The sequence below is a fragment of the Stutzerimonas kunmingensis genome, assembly GCF_021432085.1.
Taxonomy (GTDB): Bacteria; Pseudomonadota; Gammaproteobacteria; order Pseudomonadales; family Pseudomonadaceae; genus Stutzerimonas.
In genome coordinates this window covers 3,596,936-3,620,986 of the sequence record NZ_CP090366.1, presented here as the reverse complement: position 1 = coordinate 3,620,986, position 24,051 = coordinate 3,596,936, and the positions used below count along the sequence as shown (strand labels likewise).

The window sequence follows — 24,051 nt, the reverse complement described above, 5'->3', positions numbered from 1 at the left end:
TTCCTTCATGGGAGGGTTTCGATACGCACGCGGATCACGCCGGTCTTGAGCATGTCCAGTTGTGCCGCGGCGGCGCGGGAAAGGTCGATGATGCGGCCGCGGCGAAATGGTCCGCGATCGTTGATACGTACCACCACCTGCTTGCCGTTCTGCTCGTTGGTGACCCGCACCCGCGTGCCGAAAGGCAGGCTGCGATGAGCGGCCACCAGCGCGTTCTGATCATGGGTTTCGCCGTTGGCGGTACGCTGGCCGTGATGCATCCGCGCGTAATAGGAGGCCTTGCCGCTCTGGCTGAAGCGCTCTTGCGTGGTCGGTGGCGCCTTGGCGGGTTGAGCCGGCTGGCGATCTGCGCAGCCGCTGACCAGCAAGGCCAGCAACAATAGGGCGGTGAAGCGTGTCAGGCGCATGAACAATCCTTCCGTTGGGTCGATCGCTGAGTCGGCGATGGCCCGCGGCAGGTGTCGTGACGTTGTGGCGATGCCGGGAGCGGTGATGCAGCGATGTCCGCGGTTGCAGCAGGGGCAACCGCGGAGGGCCATCGCTCAGCTTAGCCTTCGAGTTTTTTCTTCAGCAGTTGGTTCACCTGGCCAGGGTTGGCCTTGCCCTTGGAAGCTTTCATCGCCTGGCCGACGAAGAAGCCGAACATCTTGCCGCGCTTGGCTTCGTCGCTGGCGCGGTACTGTTCGACCTGCTCGGCATTCGCTGCCAGCACTTCGTCCAGCATCGACTCGATGGCGCCGGAATCAGTGACCTGCTTGAGGCCCTTCTTCTCGATGATCTCGTCAGCCGAGCCTTCGCCGGTGGCCATGGCCTCGAAGACCATCTTGGCGATCTTGCCGCTGATGGTGTCGTCCTTGATGCGCAGGATCATGCCGCCCAGCTGCTCGGCGCTAACCGGTGACTGCTCGATCTCCAGGCCTTCCTTGTTGAGCAGGCTGGACAGCTCGCCCATCACCCAGTTGGCGGCCAGCTTGGCGTCGCCGCAGGTGCTGTTGACCTGTTCGAAGTAGTCGGCCAGTTCGCGGCTGGCAGAGAGTACGCTGGCGTCGTAGGCGGACAGGCCGAACTCGCGCTCGAAGCGCTCGCGCTTCTGCACCGGCAGTTCCGGCAGGCTGGCGCGTACTTCGTCGAGGAAGCTCTGCTCGATCACCACCGGCAGCAGGTCGGGGCAGGGGAAGTAGCGGTAATCGTTGGCTTCTTCCTTGCTGCGCATGGAGCGCGTCTCGTCCTTGTTCGGGTCGTACAGGCGGGTTTCCTGCACCACCTTGCCGCCGTCCTCGATCAGCTCGATCTGCCGCTGCACCTCGTGGTTGATCGCCTTCTCGATGAAGCGGAAGGAGTTGACGTTCTTGATCTCGGCGCGGGTGCCGAACTCGGCCTGGCCTTTCGGCCGCACCGAGACGTTGCAGTCGCAGCGCAGCGAACCTTCGGCCATGTTGCCGTCGCAGATGCCGAGGTAGCGCACCAGGGCGTGGATCGCCTTGACGTAGGCGACCGCTTCCTTGGCCGAACGGATGTCCGGCTCGGAGACGATTTCAAGTAGCGGCGTGCCGGCGCGGTTGAGGTCGATGCCGCTCATGCCGTGGAAGTCTTCGTGCAGGCTCTTGCCGGCGTCCTCTTCCAGGTGCGCGCGGGTGATGCCGATGCGCCGCGTGCTGCCGTCTTCCAGGGTGATGTCCAGATAACCCTTGCCGACGATGGGGTGATCCATCTGGCTGGTCTGGTAGCCCTTGGGCAGGTCAGGGTAGAAGTAGTTCTTGCGCGCGAAGACGTTCTTCGGCGCGATCTCGGCATCGATCGCCAGGCCGAACTTGCAGGCCATGCGCACGGCTTCGGCATTGAGCACCGGCAGGGTGCCGGGCATGCCGAGGTCGACCAGGCTGGCCTGGGTGTTGGGCTCGGCGCCGAAGGTGGTGGCGCTGCCGGAAAAGATCTTCGACTGGGTCGCGAGCTGTGCGTGGATCTCCAGCCCGATCACGGTTTCCCATTGCATCTTCAATCTCCTCAGAATCCGGTCGGGGCGCGCATGTGCCAATCGGTGACTTGTTGATACTGGTGCGCCACATTGAGCAGGCGCGCTTCCTCGAAGTACGGCGCCAGCAGTTGCACACCCACCGGCAGGCCATCGATGAAGCCGGCCGGCATCGACAGGCCCGGAATGCCCGCCAGGTTGGCGGTGATGGTGTAGATGTCTTCCAGATAGGCCGAAACCGGATCGGCGTTCTTCTCGCCCAGCTTCCAGGCCAGGTTCGGCGTGGTCGGGCCGAGGATCACGTCGACCTGCTCGAAGGCAGCGACGAAGTCCTGCTTGATCAGGCGGCGGATTTTCTGCGCCTTGAGGTAGTAGGCATCGTAGTAACCGGCGGACAGCGCGTAGGTGCCGACCATGATGCGCCGCTTGACTTCGTCACCGAAGCCTTCGGCGCGCGAGCGCTTGTAGAGGTCGGTGAGGTCGACCGGGTTTTCGCAGCGATAGCCGAAGCGTACGCCATCGAAACGCGAGAGGTTGGAAGAGGCCTCGGCTGGCGCGATCACGTAGTAGGAAGGAATCGCATGCTGCATGTTCGGCAGGCTGATTTCCTTGACCGTGGCGCCGAGCTTCTTCAGTTCCTCGACGGATGCCATGACGGCGTCAGCGATCTTCGGATCGAGGCCGGCGCCGAAGTACTCCTTCGGCAGGCCGATGCGCAGACCGGCGAGCGGCTGGCTCAGCGCGGCGAGGTAATCGTCCAGCGGCTGGTCGACGCTGGTGGAGTCCTTGGCGTCGAAGCCGGCCATTGCCGACAACAGCAGCGCGCAGTCTTCGGCCGTGCGTGCCATCGGGCCGCCCTGATCGAGACTCGATGCATAGGCGACCATGCCCCAGCGCGATACCCGGCCGTAGGTCGGCTTGAGGCCGGTGAGGTTGGTCAGCGCAGCCGGCTGGCGGATCGAACCGCCGGTGTCGGTGCCGGTCGCAGCGGGCAACAGTCGTGCGGCGATGGCCGCGGCGGAACCGCCGGAGGAGCCGCCGGGTACCCGGGTCAGGTCCCAGGGGTTCTTCACCGCGCCGTAATAGCTCGACTCGTTGGCAGAGCCCATGGCGAATTCGTCCATGTTCAGCTTGCCGAGGGTAACCGTGCCGGCAGCTGCGAGCCGTTCCACCACGGTGGCATCGTAGGGCGCATTGAAGTTGTCGAGAATCTTCGAGCCGCAGCTGGTGCGGATGCCCTGGGTGCAGAACAGGTCCTTGTGGCCGATCGGTGCGCCGAGCAGGGCGCCGTTCTCGCCGGCGGCGCGACGCGCGTCGGCGGCCTTGGCCTGTGCGATGGCAAGCTCGTCGGTCACGCTGATGAACGCGTTGAGCTGCGGGTCGAGCTGCTCGATGCGGGCCAGCAGGGTGCGCGTCAGTTCCTCGGCGGAGAAGTGCTTCTCGGCGAGGTTCCGGGCGATCTCGGCAAGCGTCAGGTTGTGCATGTCGGAATCCTTCATCATCACTCGATCACTCGCGGAACCAGATAGAGGCCTTCTTCCACGGCGGGTGCGATGGCCTGGTAGGCATCACGCTGGTTGCTCTCGGTAACTGCATCGGCACGCAGGCGCTGGGTGGTTTCCAGCGGGTGGGCCAGCGGCTCGATACCAGTGGTGTCGACCGCCTGCATGCGGTCGATCAGGCCGAGGATATTGTTGAGGGTCTCGGTGGTGCGGGGCAGGTCGGCTTCAGACAGGCCCAGGCGGGCCAGATGAGCGATCTTCTCCACCTCGGTGCGTTCAAGCGCCATCGGGTATCTCCAGCGGAAAGCGAATCGGGACTGCACCTTCCGTCGACTGGACGGGGTGCATGGCAGCACGGGACGAGCCGCGGCAATGGGCTTTCTGGCCCGGAAAAGCCGTCAATCTTACATGCCCGAGGCGGTTATCGGTAGCGTGGACGCGGTGCGCGGCCTTAGGATGAGTTGCGACCATCGTCATGCGACCTGGCACGCAATGCCTCATTTCTGGCGCCACGCGGGCGGACTCTCGCCTTGCCCTAACTTCGCACCATTGTTAGAGTTTGCGGCACTTTTTTTCCCCACGCGTTTGCCCCAGGGCCCTTTTCCCATGTTCAAGAAACTGCGTGGCATGTTTTCCAGTGATCTGTCGATCGACCTGGGCACTGCCAATACCCTTATTTATGTGCGCGATCGCGGCATTGTTCTCGACGAACCCTCTGTAGTCGCCATTCGTAGCCACGGCAACCAGAAGAGCGTTGTCGCCGTCGGCACCGAGGCCAAGCGCATGCTGGGCCGTACCCCGGGCAACATCAACGCGATCCGTCCGATGAAGGACGGTGTGATCGCCGACTTCAGCGTCTGCGAGAAGATGCTGCAGTACTTCATCAACAAGGTGCACGAGAACAGCTTCCTGCAGCCCAGCCCGCGCGTGCTGATCTGCGTGCCCTGCAAGTCGACCCAGGTCGAGCGTCGTGCCATTCGTGAGTCCGCACTCGGCGCCGGTGCTCGCGAAGTGTTCCTGATCGAGGAACCGATGGCCGCTGCGATCGGTGCCGGTCTGCCGGTGGACGAGGCCCGCGGCTCCATGGTCGTGGACATCGGTGGAGGTACCACCGAGATCGCGCTGATTTCCCTCAACGGCGTGGTCTACGCCGAATCCGTGCGAGTCGGCGGTGATCGTTTCGACGAATCCATCGTGACCTACGTGCGTCGCAACTACGGCAGCCTGATCGGCGAATCCACTGCCGAGCGCATCAAGCAGGAAATCGGTACCGCCTTCCCGGGCGGCGAGGTCCGCGAAGTGGACGTCCGTGGCCGCAACCTGGCCGAAGGCGTGCCGCGCAGCTTCACCCTGAATTCCAACGAAGTGCTCGAAGCCCTGCAGGAATCGCTGGCGACCATCGTTCAAGCGGTCAAGAGCGCGCTGGAGCAATCTCCGCCGGAGCTGGCCTCCGACATCGCCGAGCGCGGCCTGGTGTTGACAGGCGGCGGCGCGCTGCTGCGTGATCTGGACAAGCTGCTCGCCCAGGAAACCGGTCTGCCGGTGATCGTCGCCGAGGAGCCGCTGACCTGCGTCGCCCGTGGCGGTGGTCGCGCGCTGGAGATGATGGATCGTCACGCCATGGACCTGCTGTCCACGGAGTGAGCCTGCGCCGCTGTGCTCACGACAAGCCGAAAGATCCGGTCGCACCGGCTTTCGGCTTGTCGCGTTTAGTCTCAAGCTTTTACTCGTGAGGTAGTTGCAATCAAGCCGCTATTTGCCAAGGGACCTTTGCTCGGTGTGCGCCTGCTGGTGTTCGTCGTGCTTTGTGTCGTGCTGATGGTGGTGGATGCACGCTTCGACGCGCTGAAGACGGTACGCAGCCAGATGGGGCTGGTACTGACGCCGTTCTACTGGGTCGCCGACATGCCGGTGCGGATCTGGAGAGGTGCGACCGAGCAGATCGCCAGTAGCAGCAGCCTGATGGCCGAGAACGAGAAGCTCAAGGCCGAGGCGCTGCTGATGCAGCGGCGCCTGCAGAAGCTGGCGATGCTCACCGAGCAGAACGTGCGCCTGCGCGAGTTGCTCAACTCGGCGGCGCTGGTGGATGACAAGGTCATCGTCGCCGAGCTGATCGGACTGGACCCAAACCCGTTCACCCATCGCATCCTGATCGACAAGGGCGAGAAGGACGGCGTCTTCATGGGGCAGCCGGTGCTCGATGCCAGCGGCCTGATGGGGCAGGTCGTCGAGGTGCTGCCGTATGCCGCGCGCGTGCTGCTGCTGACCGATGTCACCCATAGCATTCCGGTGCAGGTCAACCGCAACGGACTGCGTGCGATCGCCGTGGGCACCGGCAATCCGGACTATCTCGAGCTGCGCCATGTGGCCGAAACGGCTGATGTCAAAGCAGGAGATTTGCTGGTCAGTTCCGGGCTCGGTCAGCGATTCCCTAGCGGCTATCCGGTGGCGCAGGTGACCGAGGTGGTGCACGGCTCCGGCCAGCCGTTCGCCATCGTACGTGCGGTGCCGACCGCCATGCTCAATCGCAGCCGCTATCTGATGCTGGTCTTCAGCGATTCGCGGACGCCGGAAGAGCGGGCCGCCGACGCTGCCGAGGCCCAGGCCGATGCCGATCAGAAAGCCGCTGCCGAAGGCGCGGAGGCAGCCGCACCTGCGCCCGCACCCGCTGCTGAGGCGGGGGCTGAAACGAGCGATTCCGAGCAGGCGCCCGCCGCTTCGTCGTCGACAACGGTATCGGAGGAGGCGCAATGATCAGCGGGCGGCCAAATAATGGATGGGTCATCTGGTTCAGCCTGACGATCGCGCTGCTGCTCAGCGTCGCGCCCATGCCCGGCAGCGCGGAGATCGCACGGCCGCTATGGCTGGGGTTGGTCATCGCCTTCTGGTCGTTGGTTCTGCCGCATCGCGGTGGGCTGGGCGCCGCGTTCTGTTTCGGGCTCGCGCAGGACGTGCTGGCCGGCACGCTGTTCGGCCAGAGCGCCTTGCCGCTGATTCTGATCGCTTTTCTGGTGCTGAGCCTGCAACAACGCCTGCGCATGTTTCCGCTGTGGCAACAGAGCATGGTGCTGCTGGTTGTGCTCGGCCTCGCCCAGTTGGTGCAGCTCTGGCTGAACACGCTGACCGGTAATCGGCCGCCGACGCTGCTGTTCCTCGTGCCTGTGCCGGTCAGCGCATTGCTCTGGCCTTGGGTTTATGTCGCGTTGCAGGGGCTGCGTCAGCGATTTGCGGTGTATTGACCAACGCCCGGTCGATTTCGTCCGTCGTACTCTGCGCTGAAAAAATCTGATCTTTTGTGTGGGTTTGTGCCGCCGGGCACGGCTTACGCCTTGCTGCTCCAAAGCAATTCTGAAATCATGCTGCCGCTATGGCGTTCCGCCATTACTGGTTTCTGCTTCAGAAGACGATAAGCACAACAGCACGGGCGATGAGTATGGAAGCTGGCAGTTCGATTTTTTCCAGGCCGCAAGGCTCTCGTGGCGCCCGTGCGGTGCTGGCTGCCGGCGCGGTAGGGTCGCTGCTGATGACGCTGGTCATGAGCACTGGTTACTCTCAGGCCGATAGCGCCCCGCAGGCCCCTCAGTTGGCCAAGCTGTCGGCCCCAGGTACGCTCTCCACCGTTACCGCTCCCTCTGAGTCCGCTGCCGATTCGCCTCGCGCCGAGCAGCTGGCCGGCAAGATTGCAGAGCTCGACGCCATTCTCCTTGAAAAGCAGAAGCTTGAAGATGCGCTGCGAGCCGAGAAGAGCGAGCTCGCTGCCGTGCAATTGCAGCTGGCCAACAGCAAGAAGCTGATTCGCCTGGAGGTCGACGACTTCCTCGGTCAGAGCGCCGAGCGCAAGCGTCTCGATGAGCTGCTGGACGAGCACAAACGTAGTGCCGAAGCCGAGAAAGCCATTGGCGAACGCGTCGAAGCTCTGGAGAAGGATCTCGGCAGCCAGCACCTGAAGTTCTCGCTTGCCGCGCGTGACGTCGATCGTCTCAAGACCCAGCTGGCGGCCGAGGTTCGCGAGCGCAACAGCAAGAAGATTCAGGCCATTGCCCGCAAGCTGGACAAGACCATCCGCTTCGAGCAGTCGGTTTCGTTCCGCTGTTCCGCCAGCAAGAGCCTCGCGGCCTGCCTGGCCGAGCACCGCAACGATGGTCAGATGTCGCAATGGGTGCTGGAAAACTACCAGCGTGTGCTGGCCGAGGATATCCGCGAGCAGGTTGCCGATGTCGAACTGGATACCGCCTGGTACCGCTACCGCACACGTACCGACTTCGCCCAGGCAAGCATGAGCCTGGACGGCACCGTCAACGCGCAGATGAACGTCGAGGCGACCATCACGGCGAAGAAGATGATGCCGTGCGCGATCCTCAATGTGCCCTACGAGCAATGCGACAGCAAGACCCACTCGCTGATCGTGCGTAGCAACAAGTACGATGATCGGGTCCGCATCAACGACAAGGAGCATGGCGCCACGCCGGTTTCGCTGGTGCTCGACAGCGGTGTCTATGACATTCAGGTCACCTCCGGTGGCATTACCCAGAAGCGCACGCTGTCGCTCAAGGGTGATCAGGTGGTCAACTTCAAGTTCTGATGCATGCCCGGCGTAGTCCTTACGCCGGTCCTCTGCGCCTTCCTCGACGCACCCCGGATATGCGACGCTGTCGCTTTACCGTCTGAGGAACTGCCATGGGCGCTCTGTTTCTTGCCTCGGCATCACCCCGCCGCCGCGAATTGCTCGCGCAGATCGGCGTGCCGTTTTCTCTCGTCGGCGTGTCCGTCGATGAAACGCCATCGCCAACCGAGTCGCCCGAGGCGTATGTCGAGCGCGTTGCGCGCGACAAGGCGCTCGCCGGGCTCGTCAGTCTGGGGGATCGCGACGGCTGCGTGCTGGGTGCCGACACCAGCGTGGTGCTCGATCAGCATATTCTCGGCAAGCCTGCCGACCGTGCCGACGGGCTCGCCATGCTGGCGGCGTTATCCGGGCGTACGCACCGGGTCATGACCGCCGTCGCGCTGGCCAGTCGAAGTGCCTGCGAGGTGCGTGTGGTCATCAGCGAGGTGACCTTCCGTACCATCGACGAAGCCGAAGCCGAACGCTATTGGGATAGCGGAGAGCCGGCGGACAAGGCGGGCGGTTACGCCATCCAGGGCTGGGGCGCGGTGTTCGTCAGCCAGTTGCACGGCAGCTATTCGGCGGTGGTTGGCCTGCCGTTATGTGAAACGGCGCAGCTGATCGACGCCTTCGGGCTTCCACGTTGGACCAAAGGCTCAAGCTAGAGCCTGTGGCTTCGGCGCGCAGGCCGGTTAGAATCGACTCAACCACCAGCTAGCGCTGCACATCAAGCCACCGCCGAGAACAACAATGAGCGAAGAAATCCTGATGAACATCACCCCCATGGAGTCGCGGGTGGCGGTGGTGGAGAACGGTGTCCTGCAGGAGGTGCATGTCGAGCGCACCCAGCGCCGCGGCATCGTCGGCAACATCTACAAAGGCAAGGTGGTGCGCGTCCTGCCGGGTATGCAGGCGGCGTTCGTCGACATAGGGCTGGATCGGGCCGCGTTCATCCATGCTTCCGAGATTTCCGCCCGCGAGGGTAATGCGGTCGAGCCGATCAACGCCCTGGTTCACGAAGGCCAGAGTCTGGTGGTGCAGGTCACCAAGGACCCCATTGGCACCAAGGGCGCGCGCCTGACCACGCAGCTGTCGATCCCATCGCGCTACCTGGTGTACATGCCGCGCACCAGCCATGTCGGCATTTCCCTGCGTATCGAAGATGAAGCCGAGCGCGAGCGGCTGAAGCAGGTCGTTGCCGAATGCGTTGAGGCAGAGGGCATCCAGGAAGCCGGTGGCTTCATCCTGCGTACCGCGGCTGAAGGGGCCGGCAGCGACGAGATACTCATGGATATCCGCTATCTGCGCCGTCTGTGGGAGCAGATCGCCAGTCAGATCAAGACCGTCGAAGCGCCCACGGTGATCTACGAAGACCTCTCTCTGGCCATGCGCACCCTGCGTGATCTGGTCAATCCGCGGATCGAGAAGATCCGTATCGATTCGCGGGAGAATTTCCAGAAGGTCACCCAGTTCGTCGGCGAGCTGATGCCCGAGCTGGGCGACCGCCTCGAACACTATCCGGGCGAGCGGCCGATCTTCGATCTCTATGGCGTCGAGGACGAGATCCAGAAGGCGCTGGAGCGCAAGGTCATGCTCAAGTCCGGCGGTTACCTGATCATCGATCCGGCCGAGGCGATGACCACCATCGACGTCAACACCGGTGCATTCGTCGGTCATCGCACGCTGGAAGAAACCATTTTCAAGACCAATCTCGAGTCGGCCACTGCCATTGCCCGCCAGCTCAGGCTGCGCAATCTGGGTGGCATCATCATCATCGACTTCATCGACATGGAGGACGAGGAGCATCGTCGCCAGGTCCTGCGCACGCTGGAGAAGCAGCTCGAGCGCGATCACGCCAAGACCAACATCATCGGCATCACCGAACTCGGCCTGGTGCAGATGACCCGCAAGCGCACCCGCGAAAGCCTCGAACAGGTGCTGTGCGAACCCTGCATGTGCTGTCAGGGGCGCGGCAAGCTGAAGACGCCGGAGACCGTCTGCTACGAGATATTCCGCGAGATCCTGCGTGAGGCGCGGGCCTACCAGGCGGAAGGCTACCGGGTGCTGGCCAATCAGAAGGTGATCGATCGTCTGCTCGACGAGGAGTCGGGCAATGTCGCCGACCTGGAGGCCTTTATCGGTCGCTCGATCAAGTTCCAGGTGGAAAGCATGTACTCCCAGGAACAGTACGACGTGGTGTTGCTCTGAACAATGGTAGACCGGCCCGCAAGGGCCAGGATGACCGGAGCGCATCCAGATGAACCGCCTCGCTGCCTTCCTCGTGACACTGTCGCGCCAGCTGTTCTGGGTAATCGCGTTCGGGCTGATTCTGGCCGCGCTCTACGTGAGCCTGGGGCGGCAGCTGGTGCCTGTAATCGCCGAGTACCGGGCCGAGGTGCAGGAGAAGGCGCAGGCGGCGCTGGGCATGCCAATCGCGCTGGGCAGGCTCGAAGGCCGCTGGGAGGGTTTCGCTCCCCGTTTGCTGGCGCATGATGTATTGCTCGGCGAGGGTGACAGCGCGATGCGCCTGGACCGTATTGCCATCGTTCCAGACCTGGCGGCCAGCCTCTGGGCGCGAGAGTGGCGGCTGAGCCGGCTGGAGTTTAGCGGCGTGCAGCTGTCTGTCGCTGAAGATGCCGAGGGCAAGTGGCGAGTGGAGGGCTTGCCGGCCCGTACCGAGCAGAAACCGCCCGAACCGCAGAAGATTCTCGAGTCGTTGCAGCGGGTGCGTGGGCTGGCGGTGCGCAACAGCCAGATCACGCTGGAGCCATTCGGAGAACCGCCGCTGACCCTGAACTACACCGATCTGGGCCTGCTCGTCGACGGTGTGCGGCTCCGGTTGGACGGGCGCAGCATCCTGCCGGATGGCCAGCCCCTGGCCTTGAGCATTGAGGGGCGGGTGCAGCCGCAGCGCTGGCAGCACGCCGAGGCGCAGGTTTATCTTAGCCTGCCACAAAGCGACTGGGCCGCCTGGTTGCCGCGCCGACTGACTGCCGACTGGCATCTGCAGACGTTGAAGATGGGAGGTGAGCTGTGGGCAACCTGGCGCGAAAAGGCGCTGGAGCGTGCTGTTCTACGGATTAACGCGCCGCAACTGATCACGTCCTTTGCCGATCGTGAGCCTGTTCAGCTCGAGGACCTTGGGGGCGAGGCTTATATCGATCGCAACGAGCAGGGCTACCGGCTGCTGCTGGACCGGCTGGCGTTCGATCTCGAAGGCGAGCGCTGGGGCGATGCGCGAATCCAGGTTCAGCAGGATCAGACTCAGCAGCATTGGCAGCTGCAGGCTGATCGGTTGGGTATCGCGCCGATCGCCACACTCGTCCGTGCACTGGCGCCGCTACCACCGGCCGCAACCGAGACGCTGACCGCGCTGCAGCCCAGCGGAACACTGCGCAATCTGCAGCTCGACTACCGCCCCCAGATGGAACCGTCGCAGCGGCTGCAATTCGCTGCCAATCTGGACCGCATCAGTTTCGCCGCACAGAACTGGATACCGGCGGTGGGCAATGCGAGTGGCAGCATACGCGGTGACCTGGGCGGCGGAGAACTGCGCGTGGACAGCGACGACTTCAGCCTGCAGCTTGCGCCACTGTATCCCGAGCCCTGGCGCTACCGACACGCCGGCGGGCGTCTGACCTGGGCGCTGGACGAGCAGGCCTTCACGCTGGCTGCGCCCTATCTGCGTATCGACGGCGAGGAAGGCAAGATCGCCGGTGACTTCCTGATCCGCCTGGCCAGGGATCCCGCGGCAGAGGATTACATGGACCTGCGGGTTGGCTTGAGCGAAGGCGACGCGCGCTTTACCGAAAAATACTTGCCGACACGCTCACAGGCGTTAAGCCCGGCGCTGGTCAGCTGGCTCAAGGAAGCGATTCGCAGCGGTACGGTCGAGCAAGGTTATTTCCAGTACCAGGGCGCATTGAGCAAGGGAGCTTCCGACAGCGCGCGCAGCCTGAGCCTGTACTTCAAGGTGCGCGATGCCGAGCTGGCGTTTCAGCCCGGCTGGCCCGTGCTGCAGCAGGGCCGTGGCGAGGTGCTGATCGAAGACAGCGGGGTTCGCGTCCGGCTCGCGGAAGGGCGGATTCTCGACAGTCACGTGCGTGATGCGACAGCGGACATTCCTCGCGTCGGCGCCGGCAACGTGCCGCAGTTGGCCGTGAAGGGGCAGGTCGCCAGCAGCCTGGCGGATGCCTTGAAGCTGCTTCAGGAGGCGCCGATCGGAACCGGTGAGATCTTCGCAGGCTGGCAGGGGCAGGGTGCGCTCAGCGGCGCGCTCGACCTGCAGATCCCGCTGGGCAAGGGCACCCCGCGGGTCATCGTGGATTTTGCCAGCGACGATGCGACGCTGAAGATTCCAGAGCCGGAGCTTGCCTTCGAGCAGCTCAGCGGCAGTTTCCGCTACGACACCGCGCGAGGCTTGAGTGCGGAGGCCATCCAGGCGCGTCTGTTCGGCGCTCCGGTCAAGGGCAAGGCGGTAGCGACAGGAGCGCCCGGCAAGCCAGCCTCTCGTGTGGAGGCGCAGGGCGCCGTGGGGTTGAAGCGTCTGGCTGAGTGGCTCGCTATCGGGCAGTCGCTGCCCGCCAGCGGTGAGTTGCCCTATCAGTTGCGACTGGACCTGGCAGGTGAGGACAGTCAGTTGCAGATCGACTCTTCGCTACAGGGGCTGCGCATCGATCTGCCAGCGCCGTTCGGCAAGCCTGCACGCGAGCGCCGTGACACCTCGTTGCGGATGTCCCTGCAAGGGGCCGAGCGTCGCTACGGTGTCCGGCACGGGTCACTCGCCGCACTGACGTTCGCTGCGCCGCCGGGTGCCTGGACGCAGGGGCGCGGCGAGCTGCGTCTCGGGCCTGGGGCGGCCAATCTTCCGGCCAGTGCCGGGCTTTATGTCAGGGGACGCCTGCCGCAGCTCGACTTGAAAGCCTGGCAGGCGGTGCTCGAACAGCACGGCAAGGCGCAAGCGCAGCAGACCACCGGCTCGCTGCTGCGCCGGGCGCAGGTCGATATCGATCGTTTCGAAGGTTTTGGCACCCGGATCGACAATCTTGGGCTGGACCTGCGGCGAATGAGGGAAGCCTGGGACCTTGGCCTTCGCAGTTCGATCATCAGCGGCTCGGTTCGCCTGCCAGATGCCGAGGGCGGAATCATCGTTGCGGATCTCCAGCGCCTGCGTCTGCCGGCTGCCGCGCAATCCGACGAGGCGGTCAAGGAGCGACCCGATCCGCTGGCTGATGTCGACCCGCAAAGCCTGCCGGCAATGGATGTCGCGATCGAACGGGTTTCCCTGGGCGACAATGTGCTCGGCGCCTGGGCGTTGAAGCTGCGCCCGGTCAGCGGCGGGATCGAGTTCCGCGATATCGCTCTCGACCTCAAGGGCCTGAAGATTACCGGGAACGGCGGCTGGGGCAGTGCGCAGACCTGGTACAAGGGCCGCCTCGAAGGGCGCAATCTCGCTGACGTATTGCTTGCGTGGGGCTTTGCGCCTTCGGTGACCAGTGACAGTTTTCGCCTGGATGTGGATGGGCAGTGGCCTGGTTCGCCCGCATGGTTCGCCATGGCGCGCTATTCCGGCAGCATGCGACCTCGGCTGCGCAAGGGGCAGTTTGTCGAGATCGACGGCAGTGCCCAGGCGCTGCGCGTGTTCGGTGTGCTCAACTTCAATTCGATAGGGCGCCGCCTGCGGCTGGATTTCTCCGATCTGTTCAGCAAGGGGCTCAGTTACGACCGGCTGGATGGGCGGTTGCTGGCCGAGGAGGGTGTGTTCAATACCCGCGAGCCCATCACCGTCAGCGGTCCGTCGACCAACCTCGAGCTGGATGGCAGGCTGGATATGGCGCGTGACGAGATCGACGCCAAGTTGCTGGTCACCTTGCCGATCAGCAACAACCTGCCGCTGGCGGCGCTGATTGTCGGCGCACCGGCGATCGGCGGGGCGCTGTTCGTGGTGGACAAGCTGCTCGGCGACCGCGTGGCGCGTTTCGCCAGCGTACAGTACGACGTCAAGGGGCCTTGGCAGGCGCCTAAGATCAGCTTCGACAAACCATTCGAAAAGCCCAACTGATCCGCATCGGGCCGGGTCTTTCAGCATCGGGGAAAGCATGTCCTTAGCCGTGATTCAGATGGCCAGCCAGGCGGATGTAACGCTCAATCTGGCCCGCGCGCGCGAGTTGCTCAAGCAGGCGGCCGAAGCGGGCGCGCGGCTGGCGGTGCTACCGGAGAACTTCGCCGCAATGGGCCGCAGCGATCTACCGCGACTGGGTCGCGCCGAAGCCGCTGGCGACGGGCCGATCCTGCCCTGGTTGAAGCAGGTCGCCCGTGACCTCAGGTTGTGGATCGTGGCTGGCACCTTGCCGTTACCGCCCGACGACGACCCGCAGGGCAAGCCGAATGCCTGCTCGCTGCTGTTCGATGATCAGGGGCAGCGGGTGGCGCGCTACGACAAGCTGCATCTGTTCGATGCGGAGGTTGCAGATAACCGTGGCCACTACCGTGAATCGGACGACTATGCGGCGGGGCAAAGGCTGGTGATCGCCGACACACCGGTTGGACGCTTGGGGCTGAGCGTGTGTTATGACCTGCGTTTCGCCGAGCTGTATGGTGCGCTGAGGGCGGCAGGTGCCGAGTTGATCAGCGTGCCGTCGGCGTTCACCACGGTGACCGGTGAAGCGCACTGGGCGACGTTGATTCGTGCCCGTGCCATCGAGACTCAGTGCTATATCCTGGCTGCCGCACAGGGTGGAGAGCATCCTGGTGGTCGCCTCACCCATGGGCATTCGTCTATCGTGGACCCATGGGGCCGTCTGCTGTGCGAGCAGGCGACTGGCGAGGCGGCTTTGGTTGCCGCTCGGGATGCGTCCGAACAGGCTGCCATCCGCCAGCGAATGCCGCTGCAGCGCCACCGCCGATTTTCCGTACCGTGCCTGGCCACGGACAGTTTGGAGTGAATATGAGTGAACTGCTGTTACCTGTCACCGAGCGACTGCTGACACCTGGCGGCCTGGGTATCGATGACCTGCCAGGCTTGCTCGGTGAACTCGCCGGGCCCGGCGTGGATGCGGCGGACCTGTACTTTCAGGATCAGGTTTCCGAGTCCTGGGTGCTCGAGGATGGCATCGTCAAAGAGGGCGGCTTCCATCTGGAGCAGGGCGTCGGCGTGCGCGCACTGTCCGGCGAGAAAACCGGTTTCGCCTACAGCAACGCGATCACTGCCGATGCATTGCGTCAGGCGGCTCAGGCTGCACGCTCCATCGCGCGCAGCGGCCAGCAAGGCCAGGTCAAGGTGCTGTCCAGGGCGGCATTCGCGCCGTTGTACGCGCAGGACAATCCGCTCGACGGGCTCGGCCGTGCCGAGAAGGTCGAGCTGCTCAAGCGCATCGACGTCGCGACCAGGGCGCTGGACCCTCGCATCAAGCAGGTGACTGTAAGCCTGGCGGGCGTCTGGGAGCATATCCTGGTGGCCGGAATGGACGGTGGTATGGCGGCCGATATCCGCCCTCTGGTGCGTTTCAACGTCAGCGTGATCGTCGAGCAGAACGGCCGCCGCGAGCGCGGTGGCCAGGGTGGCGGCGGGCGTACCGGTTACCAGTACTTCCTCACCGAGGATCGCGCCATGGGTTACGCCCGCGAGGCATTGCGTCAGGCGCTGGTCAACCTCGAAGCGGTGCCGGCACCGGCCGGTTCCTTGCCGGTCGTGCTTGGGCCTGGCTGGTCCGGCGTGCTGTTGCACGAGGCCGTCGGCCATGGCCTGGAGGGTGATTTCAATCGCAAGGGCAGCTCTGCCTACAGTGGCCGGATCGGGCAGAAGGTGGCGTCCAGCCTGTGCACCATCGTCGATGACGGTACCTTGGCGGATCGCCGAGGTTCGCTCAGCGTCGATGACGAAGGCACGCCGACCCAATGCACCACGCTGATCGAGTACGGCATTCTCAAGGGTTATATCCAGGACAAGTTAAACGCCCGCCTTATGGGCGTCGCGCCGACCGGTAACGGCCGCCGCGAGTCTTACGCGCATCTACCGATGCCGCGCATGACCAACACCTACATGCTGGCCGGCGAAAGCGATCCTCAGGAAATCATTCGCTCGGTGAAGAAGGGCATCTACTGCGCCAGCCTCGGCGGCGGTCAGGTCGACATCACCAGCGGCAAGTTCGTCTTCTCCACCAGTGAGGCCTATCTGATTGAGGACGGCAGGATCACCGCGCCGGTGAAGGGCGCGACGCTGATAGGCAATGGCCCCGAGGTGATGAACCGGGTGTCGATGGTCGGTAACGACCTGGCGCTCGACAGCGGTGTCGGCACCTGTGGCAAGGATGGGCAGTCGGTGCCGGTGGGCGTCGGCCAGCCGACCCTGAAGATCGACGAGATAACCGTAGGCGGAACGGGTGCGTGAAGCCGCGGCGAGTGCCAGCCGCGAGCTTCAAGGGTAGAGGTTGAGGTACGGGTTGAGATTGCCGTCAGCGCAAGCCGCGTTTGGCTTCGTCCAGTTCGCGGATGTACTTGAATATCTTGCGGCTGGCGGCCGGCGGCTTGTCGCGCGCCGCCTCGTGCTGGGCGTGGCGGATCAGCCCGCGCAGATGCTGGCGGTCGGTCTCGGGGTATTCGGTTACAAACGCTTCCAGGGTGGCGTCGTCACCGCCGATCAGACGGTCGCGCCAGCGCTCCAGCGCATGGAAGCGCTCGTTGTATTGGCGCGTCGAGGCGTCCAGTTGATCGACCAGCGCGAGAATGGCATCGACATCCTGGTCGCGCATCAGCTTACCGATGTACTGGATGTGCCGTTTGCGCGCGATATGCGCCTTGTGTTTCGGCGCCTCGGCCAGCGCCTTCTGCAACGCGTCGCTCAGCGGCAGGCGAGCGATGAGGTCGGGCTTGAGGGTAGTTAGCCGCTCGCCAAGCTCCTGCAGGGCAAGCAGCTCGCGTTTGACCTGGGACTTGCTTTTTTCGTCGAAATCTTCGGCGTCGGAGTGTTCAGACATGGGGATGGTCCACTAGGAAATGCCGCCATGATAACAGCAGCCCTGGCAGCAGGCTTCAGAGGAGCGGCGCCAGGTTGCAACTTGATTCGATTGCAGTGGTTTGGGAGTGCTTATGAGTGAAGTAGAGGGCATCGACCCGCACGCGCTGCCCGGTTTGCGCGAGAAGGTCGAGCGCATCATCGAGGAAGCGCGTCGGCAGGGCGCCAGCGCCAGCGAGGTCTCGGTCTCCATGGAGCAGGGGCTGTCGACCACAGTGCGTCAGCGCGAGGTGGAGACGGTCGAGTTCAATCGCGACCAGGGCTTCGGCATCACGCTCTATGTCGGCCAGAGCAAAGGCACTGCGAGCACCACCGGCAGTGGTGACGACGCCATCCGTGAAACCGTAGCCGCCGCGCTGGCCATCGCCAGGCATGCCTCGGAGGACGAATTTGCTGGCCTCGCTGACGCTACGCTGATGGCGCGCGAGCTTCCCGATCTCGATCTTTACCATCCGTGGGCGGTCACCCCCGAACAGGCCATCGAGCAGGCGCTCAGTTGTGAAGACGCCGCGTTCGCCTTCGATCAGCGTATCCGCAACGCAGACGGCACTACGCTAAATACCCATCAGGGCTGCCGCGCCTATGGCAACAGCAACGGCTTCATCGGGGGCTATTGCAGCAGCCGTCACAGCCTGAGTTGCGTGATGATCGCCGAGAGCGAAGGGCAGATGCAGCGTGACTATTTCTACGACGTCAACCGCATCGGCGAGGCGCTGCTCGACCCGCAGACCATCGGCCGGCGCGCAGCCGAGCGTGCCGTGCGACGTCTGGGCGCGCGCCCGGTTCCTACTTGCGAAGTGCCGGTACTTTTCGCCCCCGAGCTGGCGACCGGTCTGTTTGGCCACTTCATTGCAGCGATTTCCGGCGGAAATCTCTACCGCAAAGCCTCTTATCTCGAGGATGCCCTGGGACAGGCGCTGTTTCCCGAGTGGCTGAGCCTTGATGAGCGTCCGCACATCCCACGAGCCCTCGGTAGTGCCGGCTACGATGGCGATGGCCTGGCGACCTATGCCAAGCCGTTCGTGGAGAACGGCCGCCTGCTGTCCTATGTGCTTTCGACCTATTCCGGACGCAAGCTCGGTATGCCCAGTACGGCCAACGCCGGGGGTGTGCACAACCTGTTCGTCAGCCATGGGGACGAGGATCAGACGGCGTTGATCCGGCGCATGGGCCGAGGCCTGCTGGTGACGGAGCTGATGGGACAGGGCCTGAATCTGGTGACCGGCGACTATTCTCGCGGCGCCGGCGGCTACTGGGTCGAGAATGGCGAGATCCAGTTCCCGGTACAGGAAGTAACGATTGCCGGAAATCTGCGCGACATGTTCCGCCAGATCGTGGCGGTCGGTTGCGATGTGGAAACGCGCGGCAACGTGCGGACCGGCTCGGTGTTGATCGAGCGAATGATGGTCGCTGGTAAGTGAGGTAGGTGCGGCGCGGTCGGCAACGATTCGCGCCGCCGTGGCAAGGTGTCTACTCGCCTTCTTCGAAATAGTCGTCGATCAGCGCGGTCAGCGCGTTCAGTGCGTCCTCTTCCTGTTCACCTTCGGTGTTCAGGTGCACGGTGGTGCCTTTGCTGGCGGCGAGCATCATGACCGCCATGATGCTCTTGCCGTCGACCAGCGTGGCCGGACAGCGGCCAACGCGAATCTTGCAGGGGTAGCGATTGGCAACGGCGACGAACTTGGCGGCAGCGCGCGCGTGCAGGCCGAGTTTGTTGATGATGGTGACTTCGCGGGCGGGCATGGTGCAGGTATTCCTAGGCGAGGTCCCGATGACGGACCTGCAGGTTCTTCAGCGGTTCTCTCAATGCCTGGCCTAGCCGTTCGGCCAGGTAGACCGAGCGATGATGGCCGCCGGTGCAGCCGATGGCGATGGTGACATATGCGCGGTTGCTGGCTGCAAAGCGCGGCAGCCATTTGCTCAGATAGCCGTGGATATCCTGGAACATTTCCTCCACGTCGGCCTGGGCGCTGAGGTAGTCGATCACCGGCTGGTCTAGCCCGGAAAAGTCGCGAAGCTCGGCTTTCCAGTAAGGGTTGGGCAGGCAACGTACGTCGAACACGAGATCGGCATCGACCGGCATCCCGCGCTTGAAGCCGAATGACTCGACCAGAAAAGCGGTGCCCGGCTCAGGCTTGTTGAGCAAGCGCAACTTGAGCACGTCGCGCAGCTGATAGAGATTGAGATGGGTGGTGTCGATCTTCAGGTCGGCGTGATCGATGATCGCTGCGAGCAGCAACTCCTCATCATGGATCGCTTCGGCCAGAGAGCGATTTTCGTTGGTCAGCGGATGGCGGCGGCGGGTTTCCGAGAAGCGCTTGAGCAGGGTCTCATCGTCGGCATCCAGGTAGAGCACATCGCACTGGATGTGCCTGGCGCGGACTTCTTCGAGTAGCTCGGGGAAGCGCTTGAGCTGGCTGGGCAGGTTGCGCGCGTCGATCGACACGGCGACCTGCGGATGCAGCAGCTCAGTGTGCAGTAGGGCGCGCTCGGCAAGCTCAGGCAACAGTCCGGCAGGCAGGTTGTCGATGCAATAGAAACCGTTGTCCTCGAGCACGTTCAGTGCAGTGCTCTTGCCCGAACCCGAGCGTCCACTGACGATGATCAGCCGCATCTATGCCCCGTTCTGCACGTCGACCACTACCTGGTAGAGGCTTTCGTTGCTCGGCGCCTGGCGCAGTCGTTGGCGTACGTCTTCGCGGTCGAGCATGCTGGCGATCTGGCGCAGCAGTTCGAGATGCTCGTCGGTGGCGGCCTCCGGTACCAGCAGGACGAACAGCAGGTCCACCGGCGCGCCGTCGATGGCGTCGAAATCCACTGGCGTCTGCAGGCGCAGAACGGCGCTCAGCGGCGCGTTGCAGCCAACCATGCGGCAGTGCGGGATGGCGATGCCGTTGCCGAAGCCGGTCGAGCCGAGCTTCTCGCGCGCGATCAGGCTTTCGAAGATGGTTTGGGAATCGAGATCGATAAGGTCCTGGGCGATCACCTTGGCGATCTGTTCCAGGACGCGCTTCTTGCTACCGCCCGGGACGTTCACCAAGGAACGCCCGGGGGTGAGGATGTTTTCGAGTCGGATCATATTGGAGTCAGCGGGTGACAGCGCCCTGTGTGTGGTCGAGCTGCTTCTCCTTGTGCTTGATCAACTGGCGATCGAGCTTGTCGACCAACAGGTCGACGGCAGCGTACATGTCTTCGTGATCGGCGATGGCCACGACTTCGCGGCCTGCGACGTGCAAGGTTGCTTCGGCTTTCTGCTTGAGTTTCTCGACCTGGAGGATCACCTGAACGCTGATGATGCGGTCGAAGTGGCGAGCAAGCCGATCGAATTTCTCCTCGATGTAGTCACGCAGGGCATCGGTTACTTCCAGATGAACACCGCTGATATTGACTTGCATACTGCTATCTCCTTTGCCTTGTACGAAGAGCAGGTTGGTAGGCCTGCGCCGGGACAGTTCGACCAGGGGCCGATCACAGTAGACGTTTGCGCTCGCTGGATGGTGCGATACCGAGCGACTCGCGGTACTTCGCAACTGTGCGGCGGGCCACCTGGATGCCCTGCGCTTCCAGTAAACCAGCGATCTTGCTGTCGCTCAACGGCTTTTTCTGGTTTTCCGCGGCGACCAGTTTCTTGATGATCGCGCGGATCGCGGTGGACGAACATTCGCCGCCTTCCGCCGTGCTGACGTGGCTGGAGAAGAAGTATTTGAGTTCGTAGATGCCGCGTGGCGTGTGCATGTATTTCTGCGTGGTCACGCGGGAGATGGTCGACTCATGCATGCCCACCGCCTCGGCGATGTCGTGCAGTACCAGAGGCTTCATAGCCTCGTCACCATGCTCGAGGAAGGCGCGCTGGTGTTCGACGATCTGAGTCGCGACCTTCATCAGGGTCTCGTTGCGGCTGAGCAGGCTCTTGATGAACCAGCGCGCTTCCTGCAGCTGGTTGCGCATGAAGGTGTTGTCCGCGCTGGAGTCGGCGCGTTTGACGAAGCCGGCGTATTGCGCGTTGACGCGAAGGCGCGGCATGGCTTCCTGATTCAGCTCGACCAGCCAGCGATCATTGTGCTTGCGCACGATCACGTCGGGCACCACATATTCCGGTTCGCTCGCCTCGATCTGCGACCCCGGGCGCGGGTTCAGGCTCTGGATCAGTTCGATGACCTGGCGCAGATCGTCTTCCTTGATCTTCATTCGCCGCATCAGAAGGCTGTAATCCCGGCTGCCGAGGATGTCCAGATAGTCGCTGACCAGACGCTTCGCTTCGCTCAGCCATGGTGTGCGGTCGGGCAGTTGGCGCAGCTGCAACAGCAGACACTCACGCAGGTCACGTGCGCCGATGCCGGCCGGTTCGAATTGCTGGATACGACGCAGAACGACCTCGACCTCGTCGAGCTCGATTTCCAGCTCGGGATCGAACGAGTCAACGATTTCCTGCAGCGTCTCTTCGAGATAACCCTGTTCATTGATGCAGTCGATGAGGGTGGTCGCGATCAGCCGGTCGGTGTCGCTCATTGGCGCGAGGTTGAGCTGCCACAGCAGATGGCTCTGCAGGCTTATGCCGCTCGATGTCCGGCTGGTGAAATCCCACTCGTCGTCATCGTTGCTGGGCAGGCTGCTGGCGCTGGTCTGGTAGATGTCTTCCCAGGCGGTGTCGACCGGAAGCTCGCTGGGAATACGCTCGCCCCAGTCGCCGTCGCTGTCGTCCAGGCTGTCACTGCTATGAGAGGGCTCCTCGTAGGTGCTTTCCTGGCTGCTGCTCTTCTCGGTGACGGTGTCGCCTGGCCGTTCAGCGGCCTCGGCCATAGGGTCGGAGCTGTCGAAGTCGTCTCCGTCTTCTTCGCGCTCGAGCATGGGATTGGAGTCCAGCGCCTCCTGGATCTCCTGTTGCAGATCGAGGGTGGATAGCTGGAGGAGCCGTATGGCCTGTTGCAGCTGCGGTGTCATCGTCAGCTGCTGGCCCATCTTCAGGACTAGCGATGGTTTCATGGCAGAGGACTTCGAACCTTTTATGCCGGCGCAACCGCGCCTATTCTGACATGCCGTGCGCGGGGCGCAGGCAGAAAGCAAATTATATGCCTGCCGATGAAGCCTTTGCCTAGAGCCGATTTGCCGAGCCGAGCAAAAAATCCGCCTTACAGACGGAATTCGTGGCCCAGATAGACTTCCTTGACCAGCTGATTGCTCAGGATGGTCTGCGCATCGCCCTCGGCAATCAGTTGCCCGTCGTTGACGATGTAGGCCGTCTCGCAGATATCCAGGGTCTCGCGGACGTTGTGATCGGTGATCAGCACGCCGATGCCCTTGGCCTTGAGGTGATGGATGATCTGCTTGATATCGCCCACCGAAATCGGGTCCACACCGGCAAAGGGTTCATCAAGCAGGATGAACTTCGGTGCGGTGGCCAGTGCGCGGGCAATCTCCACGCGGCGTCTTTCACCACCAGAGAGGCTCATACCGAGGCTGTCGCGGATATGGTTTATATGGAATTCCTGCAGTAGGCCTTCCAGCGCCTGCTGACGGCCGTTGCGGTCCAGATCCTTACGGGTCTCGAGAATGGCCATGATGTTATCGGCGACCGAGAGCTTGCGAAAGATCGAGGCCTCCTGCGGCAGATAGCCGATCCCGGCGCGCGCGCGACCGTGCATCGGCAGATGGGTCACGTCGTTCTGATCGATCAGTACTCGACCCTGGTCGGCATTCACCAGGCCGACGATCATGTAGAAGCAGGTGGTCTTGCCAGCCCCGTTGGGGCCGAGCAGGCCGACGATCTGCCCACTTTCGATGGACAGGCTGACATCACGGACGACCTGGCGGCTCTTGTAGCTCTTGGCCAGATGCTGGGCTTTGAGGACGGCCATTACTCCGCCTGCTCCGCTGCCTGCCCGTTCTTGCGCGGCTGGATGACCATGTCCACACGTGGGCGCGGCGTGGTCACATCGGCGTTGGTGGCGCGGCCAGCATTGACGATCTGGCGACGGGTGTCATAGACGATCTTCTCGCCTTCGAAGGTGTTGCCTTCCTGAACGACCTTGGCCTGATCGATGAGCACGATCCGCTCGTTGGCGGCGAAGTACTGGATGGTCAGGCCGTAGGCTTTGACGATTTCCTTGTCCGCCGCAGGCTTCTGCTCGTAGTAGGCCGGTTTGCCGATGGAGGTGAAGACTTCGACGTCGCCGTTCTCGTCCTGAGTGATGGTCACCGTGTCGCCGGTGATCTTCATCGTGCCCTGGGTGATGACCACGTCGCCGCGGTAGACCGCCACGCCCTGTCGGTCGTCCAGCTCGGCGGTGTCGGCTTGAACGCGGATTGGCTGTTCACGGTCCTCGGGAAGCGCCCACGCGCTGGCGCCAAGCCAGAATGCGCTCAAACCGAGCAGGAGGGGGAGAGTCTTAACGCAGCTCATGCTGGCCTCTTACGTTGGACAGCAGGAGCATCCTGCCGTCATCCATGTACGCTTTCATGCCGGTTGCCGTGGTCACGCCATTGGCGGCCTCGATTCTAACGGCTTGCTTTGTCTCGGCATAATCCTTCTCCGGCCACACCGTCAGGCGGCTGGTGGTAAGGATCGTCGGGCGGCCCTTGGCGTCGGTGCGCTCGACCTTGACCTGATCGATCAGCAGCACTTCGTCGCCTTCGGCCGATACTTCGCCGCGCTCACTACGCACGTGCCACGGCAGTTCTGTGCCGCGATAGGACAGCAGATCCGGCTTGGTCAGCAGACTGATGTCGCTCGCCCTGATGTGCTCGAGCTTGTCTGCGGTCAGTTCGTAGTTACGCTTGCCGTCGGGCTGATATTGCACCGTGCGGGAATTGATCACGTAGAAGTCGACATCAGGCGTTGCGCCGCTGGCGACGGATGGCTCCTGCATGAAACTTTCCGGGCGGATGTTCCAGTAGCCGACCGCCACCAGCAGGGCGGCGATCAGCGTAAGCAGGACAGCGAAGCGCATTTTGCGAAGCATGC

Annotated in this window: 23 protein-coding genes; 10 read left to right on the top strand and 13 right to left on the bottom strand. The window is 63.3% G+C overall.

Annotation, left to right across the window (positions count from 1 at the left end):
- Positions 1–5 precede the first annotated feature (5 nt).
- The 4 genes from LW136_RS17220 to gatC form a co-directional block, all read right to left on the bottom strand.
- Positions 6–407 (bottom strand): septal ring lytic transglycosylase RlpA family protein, encoded by a 402-nt coding sequence (locus LW136_RS17220; RefSeq protein ID WP_014821401.1) that lies wholly within the window; start codon positions 405–407, stop codon positions 6–8.
- Between the two features lie 140 nt (positions 408–547).
- Positions 548–1,993, bottom strand: coding sequence for an Asp-tRNA(Asn)/Glu-tRNA(Gln) amidotransferase subunit GatB (gene gatB / locus LW136_RS17215; RefSeq protein WP_230355862.1), 1,446 nt, complete (start codon positions 1,991–1,993; stop codon positions 548–550).
- Positions 1,994–2,004: 11 nt separating this feature from the next.
- Positions 2,005–3,456, bottom strand: coding sequence for an Asp-tRNA(Asn)/Glu-tRNA(Gln) amidotransferase subunit GatA (gene gatA / locus LW136_RS17210; protein WP_230355859.1), 1,452 nt, complete (start codon positions 3,454–3,456; stop codon positions 2,005–2,007).
- Between the two features lie 17 nt (positions 3,457–3,473).
- Positions 3,474–3,761 (bottom strand): Asp-tRNA(Asn)/Glu-tRNA(Gln) amidotransferase subunit GatC, encoded by a 288-nt coding sequence (gene gatC / locus LW136_RS17205; RefSeq protein WP_014821398.1) that lies wholly within the window; start codon positions 3,759–3,761, stop codon positions 3,474–3,476.
- Between the two features lie 319 nt (positions 3,762–4,080).
- Between gatC and mreB the strand changes: the two genes are divergently transcribed.
- From mreB to tldD, 9 genes are all read left to right on the top strand, one after another.
- A complete protein-coding gene (gene mreB / locus LW136_RS17200) occupies positions 4,081–5,118 on the top strand; it encodes a rod shape-determining protein MreB (RefSeq protein WP_003302863.1) in 1,038 nt (345 codons plus the stop codon).
- 126 nt (positions 5,119–5,244) lie between these two features.
- Positions 5,245–6,228: a rod shape-determining protein MreC gene (gene mreC, locus LW136_RS17195; protein WP_218972462.1), complete on the top strand. Its 984-nt coding sequence runs from the start codon at positions 5,245–5,247 to the stop codon at positions 6,226–6,228.
- The gene (mreD, locus tag LW136_RS17190) at positions 6,225–6,713 is read left to right on the top strand and encodes a rod shape-determining protein MreD (protein WP_014821395.1); all 489 of its coding nucleotides are present in this window, start codon (positions 6,225–6,227) and stop codon (positions 6,711–6,713) included. Before mreC ends, mreD begins: the two co-directional genes overlap by 4 nt.
- A 194-nt stretch (positions 6,714–6,907) precedes the next feature.
- Positions 6,908–8,056, top strand: a complete 1,149-nt coding sequence (locus LW136_RS17185; protein ID WP_234175274.1) for a PEGA domain-containing protein — start codon at positions 6,908–6,910, stop codon at positions 8,054–8,056.
- Positions 8,057–8,151: 95 nt separating this feature from the next.
- Positions 8,152–8,742, top strand: a complete 591-nt coding sequence (locus tag LW136_RS17180) for a Maf family protein (protein WP_046617928.1) — start codon at positions 8,152–8,154, stop codon at positions 8,740–8,742.
- A gap of 85 nt (positions 8,743–8,827) precedes the next feature.
- Complete coding sequence (gene rng / locus LW136_RS17175; RefSeq protein ID WP_003302857.1) at positions 8,828–10,285, top strand: ribonuclease G; 1,458 nt, start codon at positions 8,828–8,830, stop codon at positions 10,283–10,285.
- A 49-nt stretch (positions 10,286–10,334) separates the two neighbouring features.
- A complete protein-coding gene (locus tag LW136_RS17170; RefSeq protein WP_234173248.1) occupies positions 10,335–14,138 on the top strand; it encodes a YhdP family protein in 3,804 nt (1,267 codons plus the stop codon).
- A gap of 37 nt (positions 14,139–14,175) precedes the next feature.
- Positions 14,176–15,021: a carbon-nitrogen hydrolase family protein gene (locus LW136_RS17165; protein ID WP_234173247.1), complete on the top strand. Its 846-nt coding sequence runs from the start codon at positions 14,176–14,178 to the stop codon at positions 15,019–15,021.
- A 2-nt stretch (positions 15,022–15,023) separates the two neighbouring features.
- Positions 15,024–16,466, top strand: a complete 1,443-nt coding sequence (gene tldD, locus LW136_RS17160; RefSeq protein ID WP_234173246.1) for a metalloprotease TldD — start codon at positions 15,024–15,026, stop codon at positions 16,464–16,466.
- A gap of 64 nt (positions 16,467–16,530) precedes the next feature.
- On the opposite strand, the gene yjgA is transcribed toward tldD, so the two are convergent.
- Positions 16,531–17,052 (bottom strand): ribosome biogenesis factor YjgA, encoded by a 522-nt coding sequence (gene yjgA / locus LW136_RS17155; protein WP_191121766.1) that lies wholly within the window; start codon positions 17,050–17,052, stop codon positions 16,531–16,533.
- A 112-nt stretch (positions 17,053–17,164) separates the two neighbouring features.
- On the opposite strand from yjgA, the gene pmbA reads away from it, so the two are divergent.
- A complete protein-coding gene (pmbA, locus tag LW136_RS17150) occupies positions 17,165–18,511 on the top strand; it encodes a metalloprotease PmbA (protein ID WP_234173245.1) in 1,347 nt (448 codons plus the stop codon).
- Between the two features lie 49 nt (positions 18,512–18,560).
- On the opposite strand, the gene LW136_RS17145 is transcribed toward pmbA, so the two are convergent.
- From LW136_RS17145 to lptC, 8 genes are all read right to left on the bottom strand, one after another.
- Entirely contained in the window at positions 18,561–18,833 is a 273-nt protein-coding gene (locus LW136_RS17145; protein WP_234173244.1) for an HPr family phosphocarrier protein, read from the bottom strand.
- Positions 18,834–18,846: 13 nt separating this feature from the next.
- Positions 18,847–19,704, bottom strand: a complete 858-nt coding sequence (gene rapZ / locus LW136_RS17140) for an RNase adapter RapZ (RefSeq protein WP_014821386.1) — start codon at positions 19,702–19,704, stop codon at positions 18,847–18,849.
- Complete coding sequence (gene ptsN, locus LW136_RS17135; protein WP_014821385.1) at positions 19,705–20,169, bottom strand: PTS IIA-like nitrogen regulatory protein PtsN; 465 nt, start codon at positions 20,167–20,169, stop codon at positions 19,705–19,707. It abuts the gene before it with no gap.
- A 7-nt stretch (positions 20,170–20,176) separates the two neighbouring features.
- Positions 20,177–20,485 (bottom strand): ribosome hibernation-promoting factor, HPF/YfiA family, encoded by a 309-nt coding sequence (hpf, locus tag LW136_RS17130; RefSeq protein WP_003302844.1) that lies wholly within the window; start codon positions 20,483–20,485, stop codon positions 20,177–20,179.
- Positions 20,486–20,558: 73 nt separating this feature from the next.
- Entirely contained in the window at positions 20,559–22,073 is a 1,515-nt protein-coding gene (locus LW136_RS17125) for an RNA polymerase factor sigma-54 (RefSeq protein WP_014821384.1), read from the bottom strand.
- Positions 22,074–22,219: 146 nt separating this feature from the next.
- A complete protein-coding gene (gene lptB, locus LW136_RS17120; protein ID WP_234173243.1) occupies positions 22,220–22,945 on the bottom strand; it encodes an LPS export ABC transporter ATP-binding protein in 726 nt (241 codons plus the stop codon).
- Positions 22,945–23,490: a lipopolysaccharide transport periplasmic protein LptA gene (lptA, locus tag LW136_RS17115; protein WP_063544412.1), complete on the bottom strand. Its 546-nt coding sequence runs from the start codon at positions 23,488–23,490 to the stop codon at positions 22,945–22,947. The genes lptB and lptA overlap by 1 nt, the downstream gene beginning before the upstream one ends.
- Complete coding sequence (gene lptC / locus LW136_RS17110; protein ID WP_152480892.1) at positions 23,477–24,049, bottom strand: LPS export ABC transporter periplasmic protein LptC; 573 nt, start codon at positions 24,047–24,049, stop codon at positions 23,477–23,479. The genes lptA and lptC overlap by 14 nt, the downstream gene beginning before the upstream one ends.
- Between the last annotated feature and the right edge of the window lie 2 nt (positions 24,050–24,051).